At 32.5% G+C, this 15,152-nt stretch carries 13 protein-coding genes and 4 pseudogenes; 1 reads left to right on the top strand and 16 read right to left on the bottom strand.

What is annotated here, in order from left to right:
- Positions 1–48 precede the first annotated feature (48 nt).
- Positions 49–639, bottom strand: a pseudogene (locus CS884_RS10805) (5-formyltetrahydrofolate cyclo-ligase).
- A 182-nt stretch (positions 640–821) separates the two neighbouring features.
- Between CS884_RS10805 and CS884_RS02295 the strand changes: the two are divergent.
- On the top strand, positions 822–1,178 hold the full coding sequence (locus tag CS884_RS02295; protein ID WP_099320456.1) for a DUF488 domain-containing protein: 357 nt from the start codon (positions 822–824) through the stop codon (positions 1,176–1,178).
- 227 nt (positions 1,179–1,405) lie between these two features.
- On the opposite strand, the gene CS884_RS10690 is transcribed toward CS884_RS02295, so the two are convergent.
- The 15 genes and pseudogenes from CS884_RS10690 to CS884_RS02220 form a co-directional block, all read right to left on the bottom strand.
- Entirely contained in the window at positions 1,406–1,732 is a 327-nt protein-coding gene (locus tag CS884_RS10690; protein WP_219350573.1) for a DUF5655 domain-containing protein, read from the bottom strand.
- Positions 1,733–1,846: 114 nt separating this feature from the next.
- On the bottom strand, positions 1,847–3,472 hold the full coding sequence (locus CS884_RS02290; RefSeq protein ID WP_219350572.1) for a DUF262 domain-containing protein: 1,626 nt from the start codon (positions 3,470–3,472) through the stop codon (positions 1,847–1,849).
- Between the two features lie 563 nt (positions 3,473–4,035).
- Complete coding sequence (locus CS884_RS02285; protein ID WP_099320455.1) at positions 4,036–4,542, bottom strand: hypothetical protein; 507 nt, start codon at positions 4,540–4,542, stop codon at positions 4,036–4,038.
- A gap of 10 nt (positions 4,543–4,552) precedes the next feature.
- The gene (locus CS884_RS02280; RefSeq protein ID WP_099320454.1) at positions 4,553–5,299 is read right to left on the bottom strand and encodes an alpha/beta fold hydrolase; all 747 of its coding nucleotides are present in this window, start codon (positions 5,297–5,299) and stop codon (positions 4,553–4,555) included.
- A 16-nt stretch (positions 5,300–5,315) separates the two neighbouring features.
- Positions 5,316–5,774 (bottom strand): annotated as a pseudogene (locus tag CS884_RS10875) (class I SAM-dependent methyltransferase); the annotation flags it as partial.
- 198 nt (positions 5,775–5,972) lie between these two features.
- On the bottom strand, positions 5,973–6,836 hold the full coding sequence (locus tag CS884_RS02270) for an MBL fold metallo-hydrolase (RefSeq protein WP_099320931.1): 864 nt from the start codon (positions 6,834–6,836) through the stop codon (positions 5,973–5,975).
- A 266-nt stretch (positions 6,837–7,102) separates the two neighbouring features.
- Positions 7,103–7,555, bottom strand: coding sequence for a GNAT family N-acetyltransferase (locus tag CS884_RS02260; RefSeq protein ID WP_257875734.1), 453 nt, complete (start codon positions 7,553–7,555; stop codon positions 7,103–7,105).
- A gap of 13 nt (positions 7,556–7,568) precedes the next feature.
- A pseudogene (locus CS884_RS02255) lies at positions 7,569–8,014 on the bottom strand (isoprenylcysteine carboxylmethyltransferase family protein).
- Positions 8,015–8,071: 57 nt separating this feature from the next.
- Positions 8,072–9,010, bottom strand: a complete 939-nt coding sequence (locus CS884_RS02250; RefSeq protein ID WP_099320453.1) for an alpha/beta hydrolase — start codon at positions 9,008–9,010, stop codon at positions 8,072–8,074.
- A 73-nt stretch (positions 9,011–9,083) separates the two neighbouring features.
- Positions 9,084–9,710, bottom strand: coding sequence for an L-2-amino-thiazoline-4-carboxylic acid hydrolase (locus CS884_RS02245; RefSeq protein WP_099320452.1), 627 nt, complete (start codon positions 9,708–9,710; stop codon positions 9,084–9,086).
- A gap of 52 nt (positions 9,711–9,762) precedes the next feature.
- Complete coding sequence (locus CS884_RS02240; protein WP_099320451.1) at positions 9,763–10,590, bottom strand: class I SAM-dependent methyltransferase; 828 nt, start codon at positions 10,588–10,590, stop codon at positions 9,763–9,765.
- Between the two features lie 81 nt (positions 10,591–10,671).
- The gene (locus CS884_RS02235; RefSeq protein WP_099320450.1) at positions 10,672–11,310 is read right to left on the bottom strand and encodes a DUF6796 family protein; all 639 of its coding nucleotides are present in this window, start codon (positions 11,308–11,310) and stop codon (positions 10,672–10,674) included.
- Between the two features lie 131 nt (positions 11,311–11,441).
- Positions 11,442–11,561: pseudogene (locus tag CS884_RS10900) on the bottom strand (ABC transporter ATP-binding protein); the annotation flags it as partial.
- Positions 11,555–13,276: an ABC transporter ATP-binding protein gene (locus CS884_RS02225; protein WP_099320449.1), complete on the bottom strand. Its 1,722-nt coding sequence runs from the start codon at positions 13,274–13,276 to the stop codon at positions 11,555–11,557. The pseudogene CS884_RS10900 and the gene CS884_RS02225, both read right to left, overlap by 7 nt.
- Complete coding sequence (locus tag CS884_RS02220; protein WP_099320448.1) at positions 13,260–15,014, bottom strand: ABC transporter ATP-binding protein; 1,755 nt, start codon at positions 15,012–15,014, stop codon at positions 13,260–13,262. The genes CS884_RS02225 and CS884_RS02220 overlap by 17 nt, the downstream gene beginning before the upstream one ends.
- Positions 15,015–15,152: the final 138 nt, after the last annotated feature.

Below are 15,152 nucleotides of genomic sequence, written 5' to 3'. Positions count from 1 at the left end.
ACGACCCGTTTTACTTTTGATCTTCCACCGATTAATACATAAACTAATTTAATTTCCATTTCGAAATACACCGCCTTCTGTAACAGTTATCGAAAACCTATGATCAAATGATTCCGTTGGCACGTCGCCACACATGTGCTCTCTGCAAATAATAGCAGCCGGAACATTATTATATTTATTGAAAAGAGTGTCGTAATACCCGCCGCCATGACCGAGACGATTGCCTTTACGATCTGTTGAAAGACAAGGAATAACAGCAAACTCAACCTCATACATGGGAATAAGCTCCGAAGATTTATCCGGCTCTTAGAGACCGTAGCATCCTTTTTTTAATTCATCAAGAGTTAATATTCTTCTAGCTTCCATGACTCCTTTTCCAATGCAAAGTGGAACTGCTAGCCTCTTCCCATCCGCAAGCACCTGGTTAAGAAAAGGCCTTGTGTTGATCTCATGCTTCACACCTACAAAACAGAAAATAGTCCTCGCATCTTTATATTCAGGAAGTCCTAAGAGTAACCGAGTAATCTCTCTGTCCGCATCTTTTTTATAAATTTCTGGCAGTGCAAGGGCTTTAGACAGCATCTTTTTTCTCAGATCTTTTTTTATATTTTGTATGTCTTTGTTTTTTTCAAACACCATATCAACATCCCTTTCAAGAATCATAGCAAACCAAGGCATATATTTTTGCTCAAAACAGAATCAAAACATAAATTTTCTACTAATTGATTTTATATTTCAATTATACTACAATAAAGACAATAACTGCGTTGTAATAACAACTAAAATAGCATTTTAAAGATACTTTTTTTAAGGAGACATTTATGAATAAATTATTTTGTAAGAGAATATATGAAACTTCCGCAGAAACTGACGGTTTTCGTATTCTTGTTGATAGACTCTGGACTCGAGGTATAAAAAAAGAAAAAGCTGAAGTTGATTTATGGGCAAAGGAAATCGCTCCATCAAACGAACTTCGAAAATGGTTTTCTCATGATCCTGAAAAATATGATGAGTTTAAAGAACTTTATATAAAGGAATTAAAGAGCAATCCAAAGTCGCAAAAGTTTAAGGATCTGTGCACGCAAAAGTTGCAAGATTTAAATGTAACCTTGCTATATGCCGCGAAAAACGAGAAATTTAATCATGCAGTCGTTTTAAAAGAATGGCTGGATGAATAGATAACAGTAAAAAAGTGTTGAAAAAATATATCAACACTTTTAAAATTTCTGTTTAGTTTTAATTGAATCCAAATATTTGTTCAAATGATTTTCTATTCCTTTTATTAAATCATAGATTTCTCATGCTTCTATGTCATCTTCTCTTAGTAGATTGTTTAGCATATCTTATTTTCAAAAGGTTCTGACTTTTTCTTTTTCAGACAAAGTCTTTTTTCGTCTTAAAATAATTATTCTCCCTGTGCATCAAAGGATTGTTTCACAATTTCCATAATTTGATCTAATTGATCCTTGTCTTCCATAAACAATTCTACATCGCCATTTCCCCAACGTCCAATTCCAGTAATATCTCTGCAAATATCATTAGGATCAATAATATCCGGAAACTTCATATTAACTGAAATACGCAATCTTTGCTTTTGGAAAACAATATCTACAAAATTAGTATCCAGCTTATAGGCAACATACATCTTCTTATATTCCTTTTTTACAGCCGGAGATAGATTCATAATTCGCTTATCCAAAGAATCGAATAGCATCTTTGTAAAATCACTCATATAATATGTTTCCAAAGAATACTTCTGTGCCTTTTTTTCATCTACTTGATATTGTGCAAGTTCTTCGTCAGTTAAAGTTGGATATGGCCAAATAGATTTAGCTTTATTTGCTAATTACTTTGCTCTCTCTTTTATATATTTTTCATTCCACTCTTTTTGTAAAACAACATATTTATTAAGTCTTAGCGCACTTTCTTTAAATCCTCCCGACATATCCATCTTCTCTAAGAAAGGCCTATCGCTCATCTCAGAATTATATGCAGTCAAAGTGAGGTTACCAATTGTGTGTAAATATTTTTTCTGAACCTCCTGCCAATTGTCACCAAGATCTGCTTGCCAGTCTAAAGAAAGATTTTTGTTCTGTGGCATAATATGCTCAATTGTGTAATTCTCAATTATAATTGGAGCTTTGTTTTCAAAATTTTCCAAACTACTAAGAATATAATTTCTATTACGCATATTGTAAATATCACGACTCACAAATGCAATTTCAAACTTATCGTTATCCGGGAATTCTTTGTAAGAATCTTGCATCAAGAAGAATGCCTTGACAGAATTTATGTAATCATTTGATCTAATATAATTTCTCATAGTTGCAAATGTTTTATTCAATGAGTTAGTAGGGATCTCACAAATCGAACGTCTTAATACATAACTAATGCAAAGCTTTAAAATTTCCTTAAGCTCGTCTGATGTAATTAGCCCTTCCTCAAAGTCACGATGAATTTTCAATAAGAATGGATAAGATACTTCCATTTTTAAATCAATAATTTCCTCATATAAATTCTTTAAATCCGTGTCAGAATTTCGCTCAAATACAATATTTGTATAATATTTTGCATACACCAACAAATCTTGACATAGTTCTCTTATAGTTCCAAACTCACAATTCAAATGATAAAGCTTAAATTCTTCATATACACATCCCAGCTTTGGAATACGAGAAATTTTCATAGTCAAGTAATGGCGGAAAAAAGCATCCATTACTGTTCCTTGCCTTTCATAGACAAACAGTTGTTCCATAGGTCGCCAAAGATGTTCGTACACATAAGTTTGCTCTGAAGCTTCTAGTCCCATCAAAATATAGTTACGAATTAAATCGGATTCAGAAAGTTCTTTACCCGTTGAATTCAAACTTTCAAAAATTGCTTGTGCATCATCAACAGCTCGATCTAATGTGATATTAACAATTTGTAATTTTCCAATTGACTCATATACCTCAGCAGGCTGAATTTCTTTATCGGCCAATTTATTGGCAAAGAAGTTATAATTTTCAATCAGTCTTGATCTAATGCCTTCTCTAATCGGTTTTCTCTCAACAAGGCTTATAAGAATATCTCTATCTGTTTCAGTTAAGAGCAGCTTATATCTTTCATCACCTTCCTCATACTCATTTTTTAAAAGCATATTATCTATACGACGAGCATTTATCGTTGTGTCACTTGGATTCTTTATTGCATAATCGCGCAAAGCAAGAAGTAACAGTGTTAAGGTAGTCATTCGCTGTTGACCATCAATAATCATGTATTTTTGAACACCTGTTGGCATTGCCTGCTCTGCAATGTTAACAATAGATCCCACAAAATGACCAACCTTGCCCTTTTTCTGCATATCTACAATATCGTTCCAAAGTCGTTTGCACTGATCAATATCCCAGCTATAAAATCTCTGATAAACTGGAATTAAGAACTGCTTATTTCCATTTAATATCTCATAGATATTACCTTTACGTGCATCCATAACGCACCTACATTATTTCCTTTCTCTTACTGTCATATATTTCATTCTATCCGAAGCATGTAAAATTCATCATTCTTTATCTTTCCATCAACACCACAGTCTCCACATGCAAAACAACTCTTACGTCCATGTAGTTTTTTTGAGTCTTTTTACATATACTTCTTCATCTTTATCAAAGACAAAATGCTTATAAAACCGCTTAAAATGCAGGATTTCTAAGTTTACATCTTTTGTATCAACGCTATAGTCTCAACACAATAATAATGACCTCAAATATCTAGCCATGCTTCTTAATTTAAAATAAATTCTTCTACCGTCATAATATTCATGACTACATTTTTAAAATCTTATCCAACAATTCTTCTTTTTCCATTTTCATTTTTAATTTCCTTTCTTATTAATATATTTTACCTATACCCTATATATGTCAGAATTATTACTGAATAAAATTTTTCTTATTATTATATAAGAGGTTACAACTTTTCTTTGGTGCTTATTATTAAATATAAACCTTACTATGGATTCACCTAATCAAGCCAATCACATCGCTTCCAAATTTTATTTTATAATCCAAGTAGCAGCACTAGCCACGCTTCTACTATGGATGCGATTGGAATTAGTAATAATGGCATCAAGATAAAATGTTCTTTAATAGCCAAATGCTTCATCCAATTTCCAAATTCGTAGTCCTCATGTCCTTCTGTACCTGGTATTACGATCTTATCCTTGTACTTTCCTTGGAACAAAAGTACATCCAATAGAAGGAAATCTCCCAAGTTTAATATTATCCACTGAATATAGCTCATCCAGAAAAGATCTCTAAGTCCTCTTATTCCCGTATGTAAAAGAGAGGTCACTCCATATATAAATACGATTCCTAAAATTATAAATGTAAGTATTAAATTTATTCTTTTCTCTTCTTTTGTCATATTTTCCGGAGCCGAATTTTGTATTTTCTTTGGATAGGAATCAAAGAAAAATCTCGGGTTAATCAGTACAAAAGCTGCCACTGCACCGTTAAAGATAGCAGCCATTGCAATTCCATCTAATATTGCTCTTGTTATATCCATAATATTCTCCTTATTTATTTTCCAAAAAGACTTTTAGCTTCTCAGCGTATTCTTTGGGATGTTCGTGGAGAAATTGTCCGTGTCCCATTCCTTCAAATATTTCTGTTTCCATTTGTGGAAGATACTCTCTTAATATCTTTTCACTTTTTGCAGGGATTGGCTCTTCGCTTCCCCTCCAAAACATTACTGGATTTGAAAACTCAATTAAATTCTTTGGAGGCTTGTAATGATAGATAAACTTGCAGACATTTTTAATAGTGTTTTTTGAAATTTGCGGATACATCATTTCTATTACGCTTAGATTATCCTTGCCCATAATCTTATCTAATAAAAATTTAGGTATTGGCTTTTTATTTTTGATTCTGCTTGTCCCAATGATAAAAGCATAGGTAAAAGGCGTTGCCATTAAGCCTAATTCAGCAGTAATCGCCGCATCTAGTAGGACTTTTGAAACAGAAATATTTCCTCTTCCAATGAGTTCAACTGCGATGGTTGCTCCCATAGAAAATCCGCATATTCCATAGACGCTCCCACCCATTTCATTTAATATGTAATTTTCTATTGAATCTATGGTTTCTTTCAAGGAAGTCAAGTCTTTGGGATTAATTCCATAATGTCCGTCCAATTCACAGAAAATTACAAAATAATCTTGCAAATAAGGCAGAAGTGGTTTGAAACATTGGTCTGCAGTAGAGGCAAGTCCGTGAATAAATAACATTGACTTCTTATTTCTATTTCCATAGCTAATAAAGTTCATTTAATTCCTCATTATATAAAAATTTCTCTATATCGCCATAATTTGATTCCTTTATCAAATCATGTATTGCAAAAACGCTGCCTTTTTTAAGTACAAGAAAATTTACCAATAGAAGTTTCTGTTTATTATCACATTATATTGTGATAAACTTAGTTGCTTGTTACCTCATCGAATCTTTCATCTTTAAATGGAAGTTTCACTGCATTTCCTTCTTCAAATCTCACATTTGTTACTCCCTCTGACTTAGCATTGTCATGGCAGAGCTTCTTTGAAAATTCGCTCTTGTATGGACCACTCCATATATCACAGCCAGCCATGGTTGCTTTTGAGTTTATTTTTGCACAAGCAATTGTAAGTGCACCGCTGCCACATCCTAAATCAAATCTAACTCTACCGTCTGATATTTCAACATATTGAGTGCTCCTTCTATAATAGTTTTGGCGTGTTTCCTCTTGCCCCTATAGTCAAAGGTTCGATACATAAGGGAGAGCATAATCTTTTAATCTATCTTTTAGTTTAGCTAAAGATTCTTTATTCTTCTTTGGGGTCTTGAGTGAAAAAATCAAAATTCATTCTTGCCTCCTTTATTTGAAGTAAAAAAAGACGACAGAATTATTACTTTCCATTGTCTAAATTCTTAGATTAGTAGTTTGTTTCCCGTAAGCATATCTGTTTAACACCTTTCCAGTAAAACATTCCTTGCCTTGTCTTCTGTATCGTCTTTTTCATCATAGCCATCATAGAGTGCCTTGGGGTCATGGACTTTGGGTTTCCTTTTTAACCCATTGCAGATCTCATCTGTATGAGCAAAAACAAAATCTATATCATCAGTCCAGCCCGTATGTCCTGTTATAATTTTTAACTTTAAATTTCTCTTTCTAAGTGTTTCCTCTAACTTTTTAAGAGATTTAATTTGTAATTTTTTATCTTCTGCAAGAATGTTCAAAAATGCGTAGCCACCATCTGCTCCAAACCAAATCGTGTCACCTGTAAATAAATATGCATCATCAATCAAATATACAAGATGTCCCCAAGTATGCCCTGGTACAAGAAATGCTTCTATCTTAATATTCCCTATATAGAAAACCTGCCCATCATCAACTAATATTTTTTTATTTTCCATGTGAACTTGTGGCAGTTTAACTAATCCGCCAAATACTTTACGCTTTTTACGACCTTCTAAATATTCATTTTCGATTTTCCCAATATATATAGTGGATTCGCTAAACAATCCATCACTGCCTTTTTCAATAGCTCCCACATGGTCTGTGTCTTGATGGGTAATTAAAATTTCCTGAATATCTTTCGGATCGATATCAAGCCACTTCATTTTTTCTACTAACCTATCATAATTATAACCTGCGTCTATCATAATCGTGTAATCGTCTTTTTTATAAAAATAAATATTGGCAACATATTCTCTAAGGCAACTTACTCTCTCATCAATATGCCCTGTATTTAATGGCTTAAATATTTCTTTCCCGCGAAACAGTAAAGACATGACTTTTTCTTGCATTTTAGATTCTATTTTTGACATAAATCCTTGCCCCATGCTTCTTTCCTAAAATTGCATTTTTATTGATACTCATCCTTGTATTCTTCATTTTCTTATCTCTTTTTATTTCACGTTCACATTATTAAATTAGATACTCTAAGCAGCACATCAAATATTTGTTTTTTGAGTTTTAAACTTTAGTAAAAGTCTTGAACTCCTTATATTTACATAACTATTTGCCTCTATCACTATTGTGACGCGAAATCCATAAGTTGGCACCTATTTTTAAAATAGGTGAATTAATATTTTTAGAATTTGTGGTAGAAACAAGCGGAATCTTCCAAATCCCAAGCACCTTCTTTTACATAAAAATTATAGGCTCGCGAATTTTTTAAAGTAGTAAAAAATGCACCACTTATACCTCTTTGCTTCAATTGTTTTATACTCGTTTGGTAAAGTTCTTTTGCTAAACCAGTCCCTCTATATTTTTCAGAAACAAAAAACTCATCAATGTAAAATGTTGATTCAGTAGAATATCTTCTTATGTGACCAATTATTGCACCAATTATTTTATTTCTATCAACAATCACATTGCCAAAAAATTTATGGAAACCTAAAATATCGCTTAAGGATTCCAAGGCTGTTTCTTCTGTCCACTTATTATTCCAAGGTGGAGCATTATAGACAGCTACCATTAACTTTGCTAATTCTTCTAAATCTGATCTTAAAATTTTTCGAATTTCTATATTAATCACTTCCATATCAATTACTTCCTTATTTTTTTCTAGGCCATGGTATTACTCTGTTTACTTCTTTTAAATATATTTCGTACTCTGTTCCGAATTCATTTTTTAACCATTTTTCTTCTGTATTTTTCATTAATATTGTTAAGAATGCCCAAAATACAAATGGAAGTATTAATAAAATATAGTTTGCTGTAAATAAAAGTATACCTGTGAATATAAATATAAATGCTGAATAAACAGGATTTCTTACTATGCTGTATACTCCTGTTGTTATCAACTTTTTTTCTGTAACTTTTTTATTTATTTTCTGAAATATAACCGCTTATATCCATAAATATGTCCGAGCATTATAAAGAGAATTCCTAATATAATAAATATAATTTTCCCTTTACTTAGTTCTCCTTGATATAGGTATTCCTTAAGATGAAGGCATATTCCTAATATTGTAAGAATTAAACAAGTAATTACATATATAGGTCAAACGCCAAATGAAGGCATTTTAAATTCTTTCGATTTCATTTTTTCTCCCGGCTACTGTTTTAATAATTCAATAATTTTATCCTGCGCCTGTCTACCCTCTCTAAAAAATCTTAAAAGTGGATAACAGTGGCACATTCCTTCACCCACAATGATTTTATATGGAGCCTTGTATTTTTCCATTGCCTTTTTAAAGTATTCTGCAAAAGCATAAAGGCATTCATTTTCTCCGTAATAAAAGTAAGTTTTTGGAAAATCTGAAAAATCTCCCTTTGTTCCGTCTAACATATATTCAGGTAAGTCTTCATCTCCCTTTACGATTTCCCTTGCAGTTTTAAAATAGCTAGGTTCAATCATTATGTCTTTATGGTTAAGGGCATTTAATTTTTCCCATATTTCTTTATTTTCCTCAAGACTTACATCTGGAAGTCCACCAGGAGATATTGAAATTATTTTCCCAGCCATTGGTAAAGGTCTGCCTAATGCATTATTATGTAAAAAAATTCCAAGGGCTAAACCAGCACCTGATGAAAATCCAAGGACACTTATGTTTTCCGCCTTATAAGTTTCGGTCATCAGCTTATAGGCTTCAAAGGAAACTTCGTATGTCTTATCTATCTTTACATCTTCAGAGCAAAGGGGATAAAATAAAAACCAAACATCTTTGCCGGTTTTTTCCATTATTCTTTCTGCCAAAGCAAAATCCAATTTGTCCGGTGGTGTAATCATTCCTCCGCCGAAGAAATGTAGGACTGCTTCCTCTGCATGACTCTTGTTTTTTTGATATGAAAGGAGCCTGTAACCCATTACGTCTCTTACAATGAGATAGTATTTTTTTCTCTCGGCTCTCTTCCTTGCCTTATCTAAATCAAATACCGCCTTTGCGTTTTCTTTCTTTGCGTACTCTAGCATCTCTTCCTTGTTCTTTAAAAACATTTTTTTGACACCGGCAAGTCTTACTATTGCCGATGCAATTTTATATGTAACGCTCATTTCACACCTCCGACTGATACTCAAATAATCACAATTTTATAAGTTTTTACCAATACTTATTCTTGTAACTTCTTCATTCTTTATCGCCTGTAATAAAATAATCACAATAATCTGCTCCATTTGCTATGGTCCCTTTTCTGTGAAGTACTCCATGTTGAAGGCTTATCATAAGCTCATCAAGTTCACAGAATAGCGGCATTAATTCATCTACCCCAAGCTTTTTAGTGTATGTGCAAATAGGGCAACGAGTAATTCTGTAATAACAAGCGCCCTCATATGGTTCTCCCTCAAAATCAACTTTAAATGACGTAGGATATAGCTTTTCTTTTTCTTCTGTATACCATTTATAATACTTAACTATATTTTTCTTATTGGCTTCTTTTCCTCTCTTAGTATTTAGATTAGTTAATGAAAAAAACCATTTGACAAAATACAGAGAGCGACGCATCATTTCCTGGATGGTCTCTGGTGCAATTTCTTTTTCACTTGCTATATATGGAGCAACAAAGGCAAGGGCGAACATCTCATTGTATGCCATGGGATTGTCATTGCCGATATCATCCATATTCTCAACCAAATCTCTATAGACACCTTTGCTCTTTCTAATAATATCCGAAGCATATACTTTGCCATACTTTTCTATAAGAACTTTTTTCATCGGCCTTTTAAATAGCCAAAAATAAAAACCATTGTATTTCATCTTGCATACCTCATCAATTTTCTAAAATTTTTATACTAATTTATATACAATTTTATTTTCTCCCAATAAGAAGAGCTGAGCCAGAAAGTCCAAGGAATAAAGATTCTTTGTGACTCATAAAAAGACCCTTTGTTGTATCAATTAATTGCACATCTTCGAAGCCATCTTTTTTCAGCTCTTCCATAAATTTATTCATATCTCCATATCTTGATCTACTCATCAAATCATGAATAACAAAAACTCCACCCTTTTTAAGTACACGTAATGTTTCCAGTAAAAGTTTTTGTTTATTTTCCCCCGTTATATTGTGATAAACGTAGTTGCTTGTCACTGCATCAAAACTCTCATCCCTAAAGGGAAGTTTTACAGCATTGCCCTCTTCAAATCTCACATTTTCTATTCCCTCTAATTTTGCATTATTTTCACAGAGTCTTTTAGAAAATTCACTTTTATATGAACCGCTCCATATGTCGCAGCCCACCATAGTCGCCTTTGGATTTTTCTTTGCACAAGCAATGGTAAGTGCACCGCTACCACATCCTACATCTAATCCCAGACCATCATCTGGAATTTTTACATAATCGGCAGTCCTTTCTATAATTATTTTGGCAAGCTTTCTTTTTCCATTGTAATCAAAAGCCCTATATAAAAATCTCATCCAGCTTGCAAAGAAAATAAGTATCAACGTTACAAGCCCAAGAATAAGGGCACATATTAGACGAGTTCTTCCACTAAATACAAAATCACTGACACCAAAGGCTATAAATAGGATAAAAGCTACAAGGCTTGCAAATATTAAATTCTTTAACAAGCTTTGGGGAACCCAATTTTTGTAGTCAACCTTTGTTTTATCGTCATCCATAAAATTTACTTGTTTCATAAAATTTTCTCCTTTAAATAATAAATTATATAAAATTTCCCTTGTCTACTAAAATAATAATTTTGTCTTTGACTATATAACTTATAAATTCATATTAGTACAGTGTATCAATAAGGTTAGGTAGTAAATAAAATATATTATGTTAAACCAACCTCCGCGAATGATCATGTGCAGTCCCTTTGGCAATCTCTCAGTAAGAGGAGTAAAAAGCAAAAGAAATATAGGTGTAAATAAGACTTGCCATCTTGGAAATACTGTGTATCCAAATAAAATTACCAAAGTTAATCCTATGTTTGCTAAAGCCATAATAGAAAAAACTATTTTTGCTTGGAGTTTTAAAAATTTTAAAAATTCATCAAAAGCTCCTTTGTTTTCGTGCCTTGATAAAAGACCTAAGTAGGCACATTGAATGTGATAAGTGCCCCCTAATATCATGCCAAAAATATTTATTAAAAATACAAACCAAGCAAGATTTAAATACTCTTCTTGTATGCTCAAAACAATATGGAAAAATCCAATACAGTATATAAAGGCACATATTGGACCTAAAAGACCACCAATGTATAATCTTTTTATGCTAACATTTTTCATGATGCCAATAATACTATTTATAGTATCCTTGCCATCGTAATCATTTGGATCATAATATAGGGTCATGTCTCCCAAAAACATTAGAAATGAACCCAAAAGACCAATTAATATACTCTTGTATAAATTCATAATTAAACGCCTCCTTACACTCGGATGATATTGATTATCAATTTAATTATAGCATATAACGCTGATTTCTTTCAATTATATGATTTGCTGCGTTAAACTAAGCAAAAAGTTAAAGGCAGTCCGAAGACTGCCGATATTTTTATCATATTGGAATAATCCATAACACTTTTGGGTTCTTCGAAATAGACAAACGGATAATCCTTCCACATAACAGATGCTATTGCAAGTCTTTGCTTCTGTCCTCCTAATAAATAAATTCTTCTGCCATTTTTGTTTTTTCAATTAAGTTCCTATAAACTTTTGATTTTTGTAAAAGCTCTTCATGTTTGCCTTGGCTTTCTAATTTTCCGTTTTCAAGAACTACAATCTTGTCTGCATTTTCTATGGATTTCATTCTGTGTGAAATGATGACAACTGTCTTATCTTTAATTAAATTATTTAAAGACTCTTGGATTTTTTTCTCGTTATCGACGTCAAGGCTTGCCGCTATCTCGTCTAATATCAGTATCGGTGCATCTTTTAAGAAGGCTCTGGCTATTGATAACCTTTGTCTTTCTCCGCCTGATAGCTCAGCTCCGTTCTCACCAACAACTGTATCGAAACCCTTATCCATTTTTTCTATAAAATCTGTGCAATTTGCAAGTTTTGCTGCTCTTTTAACTTCTTCGTCACTTGCATCTTGCTTTCCGATCCTAATATTTTCCATAACGCTTTGATTAAAGAGAACCACGTCTTGAAAAACTATTGAGACCTTATCAAAAAGGGATTCTGTTGATATTTCTTTTATGTCTTTACCATCAATTAAGATTTGTCCCTTGTCATAATCATAAAGTCTTGATATAAGTTTCAAGATAGTTGTTTTACCGCAACCACTTGCACCTACTAGAGCAGTAACCTCTCCCTGCTTAGCTTTAAAGCTTACACCATTTAAAACTTTTGTGTCTTTATTGTAGGCAAATTCAACATCTTTTAAATCAATGTCAAATTTTTTTAGTTCATAGTCATCGCCTTCTTGTAAATCTTGATTTTGAATTTCTTTTAATCTTTCAATTTTCGGTGATAAATAAAATATCTCCATCATTCCCTCTTTAGATGCATCTAGAGAGTCTTTTATCTTTATAGCTGCTAGTAAATATCCTATAAGGTAGAGGGCGCTTATCTCTTTATTAATAATTAGATTTACGCCAACAAATATTACAACAGCAAGGGAAATAAAGCTAAATATTGAAGATATAGACATAGTTAAAATAAGTCCTATTTCTGTCTTTAAGTGCACTTTTTCACTTTTATCCATTTTTTCATACAGCTTTTCTTTCATTTCCTCTGATAAGCCGTATGCTTTAATCTCCATTTGCATTTCGATATTTTCCTGAAAACTTTCTGAATTTTCTCTTAGAACGTCATAATATTTTTTATGTCCCTTAACCTGAATTTTTTTAGATAAAGGTATAAATATAAAGCTTAAAAGTGATGGAATAATTACAGCTAAACCCATCTTGACATTGCTCACTAGCATCATGATAGATATTAGTGGGAAGAAGAGTGCCATACCGCCCACTTTTGGTATTGAATGGCTCATTGCATGCTCTATACCTTCAATATCAGACATAATTGTTTGCGCTAAGTCTGAAATATCATGCTTAGAAAAGTATGATAGAGGTAGTTTTGATAAATTCTCCGCTGTCCTTATTCTTAAATCCGCACTTTCTTGATATGTTGTGCTATATAATTTATCGTATTCGATAGAAAGCAAAATATACATTGCTATCAAGGTCAAAACCGAGAATACTATATAAAATCCCTTGCTTTGGCCCATATTTTCCAAAACTTCTTGAGCAAAAATCATTAGTAATATCGCTGGAAGCATGTTTATACAGTAAACAAAAAATGAGGCCAGTGTTGCTTTACTTAAATTTCTCGCTCCCTTATCTGTAAGAGCAAATCTTTTTTTATAAAACTCCTTCATTTGAAACCCTCCATTCATTCGCACTGTTAAACATCTCTTGTAGCCACCTATACCTTGTATCTTTTGACATTAATTCTTTGTCAGAGCCTCTTTCTATAATTTTTCCGCCATCCATAACAAGTATTTCATCAAGATCTTTAATTGTAGATAGCCTGTGTGCAATCATGATAACTGTTTTATCCTTCATAAGATTTTTGAAAGCTTTTTGCAATTCAAACTCGTTATCTGGGTCAATTGATGCTGATGCTTCATCCATAATAATAATTTTGGAATCCTTTAAAATTGCCCTGGCAATTGCAATTCTTTGTTTTTCTCCACCAGATAAATAAACTCCCTTTGAGCCTATGATTGTATTTTCTCTTTCTGGAAATTTGTCTAATATTAAATCGCATCCTGCTAATTTTAAGGCTCTCATAACGTCATCTCTCGTCGCATCTTTATTAGCCAAAGCGACGTTATCATAAATGCTTTTCTTGAATAATTTCGAATCTTGAAAAACAAAGGAAATGGCTTTTATTAAGGCTTCGTCAGAATATTCAGATATTGGAATCCCACCTATCTTTATGCTTCCTTCATTAACATTGTAAAAACCTGATATAAGTTTTGCCACTGTTGATTTGCCTGATCCAGATGAACCGACAAGTGCATAGGACTTTCCCTCTTCTAATTTAAAGGATAAATTTTCAATGACAGCTTTATCGTTATAAGCAAAGCTTACATTGTCAAATTCTATATTGTAGTTTTTAAAATTATTGACATCACCATGCACTAATTTGTCTTTTTGCATATCTTCGTAAATAGCCTCTAAAGTATCTACTGCATAGTTGCCTTGAGAAATATACATAGAGTACCACATCATCCTCATAAATGAAACAAAGAGAACTCCTGATAAGAATAAAATCATAATAAGCTCAAGTAAAATCACCTTGGCGCTGCCTAAGCTAGTCATAAAATAAACTATAGGAATAATTAAAATTGCAATTAAGCCAAAAAATAACCATTGATACAAAACATAAGGTTTTTTACAAGATAGCGAATAATCATAAGCATACTTTGAATAATCTTTTATCGCCTTATAAAAGCTTTTAAATGACTCGACATTTGCTCTAAATATTTTTACAACTTGCATTCCTCTTACGTATTCAACAGTTTCAGCGCTTAGTTTAGATAGAGCTTCTTGGTATATCTTCATAAATTCTTGCTCGCCCATCATTGCACCTAAAATTAAGCCACCGATTATGGTAAGAGCAAGCAAAGTTATGCCAACTCTTATACTTACTATAAAGCCGAGTACTAGTACAAGTACGGGTGTAACTATTGCCTGAGAACTATCGGGAATCATGTGAGCTACAACCTGATGAGTTTGCGCGGCGTTGTCATCTATGATCTTTCTTATTTGACCAGATGGATTTAAGTCAAAGAACCTAAAACTTGCTTTCTCTAAGCCGTCTATCCCCCTTTTTCTTAAATTTGTTTCAAGCCTAAAACCTAGTATGTGAGAACATGTTCCTGAAACAGAATAAAATATTGCCCCACTTGTTAGTGTGATGACAGATTTTAACGCTATGCTCTCTGCTCCAGATAAATTTGAATTAATTATTAAATTATCCAGAAATTTGTAGATTAAATAAAATCCATATACCGTAAGTACAGCAGATATAGCAGAAAAGACTATAGCTAAAAAACCAAGATATTTTTTATCCTGCACATAAGCAAATAGTTTTTTGTAAATCTTCATAATCATTTCTCCTTTCTTTGATATCCCTTTTAGATATAAATTTACTTAGTTGATAATAATTATCATTGCTTTTCTATTATACATTGGTTATAATTACTAATACAATAGTTTTGAATTAATAAGTCTAATTGGAATATT

It is taken from the genome of Anaerococcus sp. Marseille-P3625 (assembly GCF_900232825.1).
Classification (GTDB): Bacteria; Bacillota; Clostridia; order Tissierellales; family Peptoniphilaceae; genus Anaerococcus.
The sequence above is the reverse complement of the archived record's forward strand: the minus strand, read 5'-3'. Positions and strand labels throughout refer to the sequence as shown.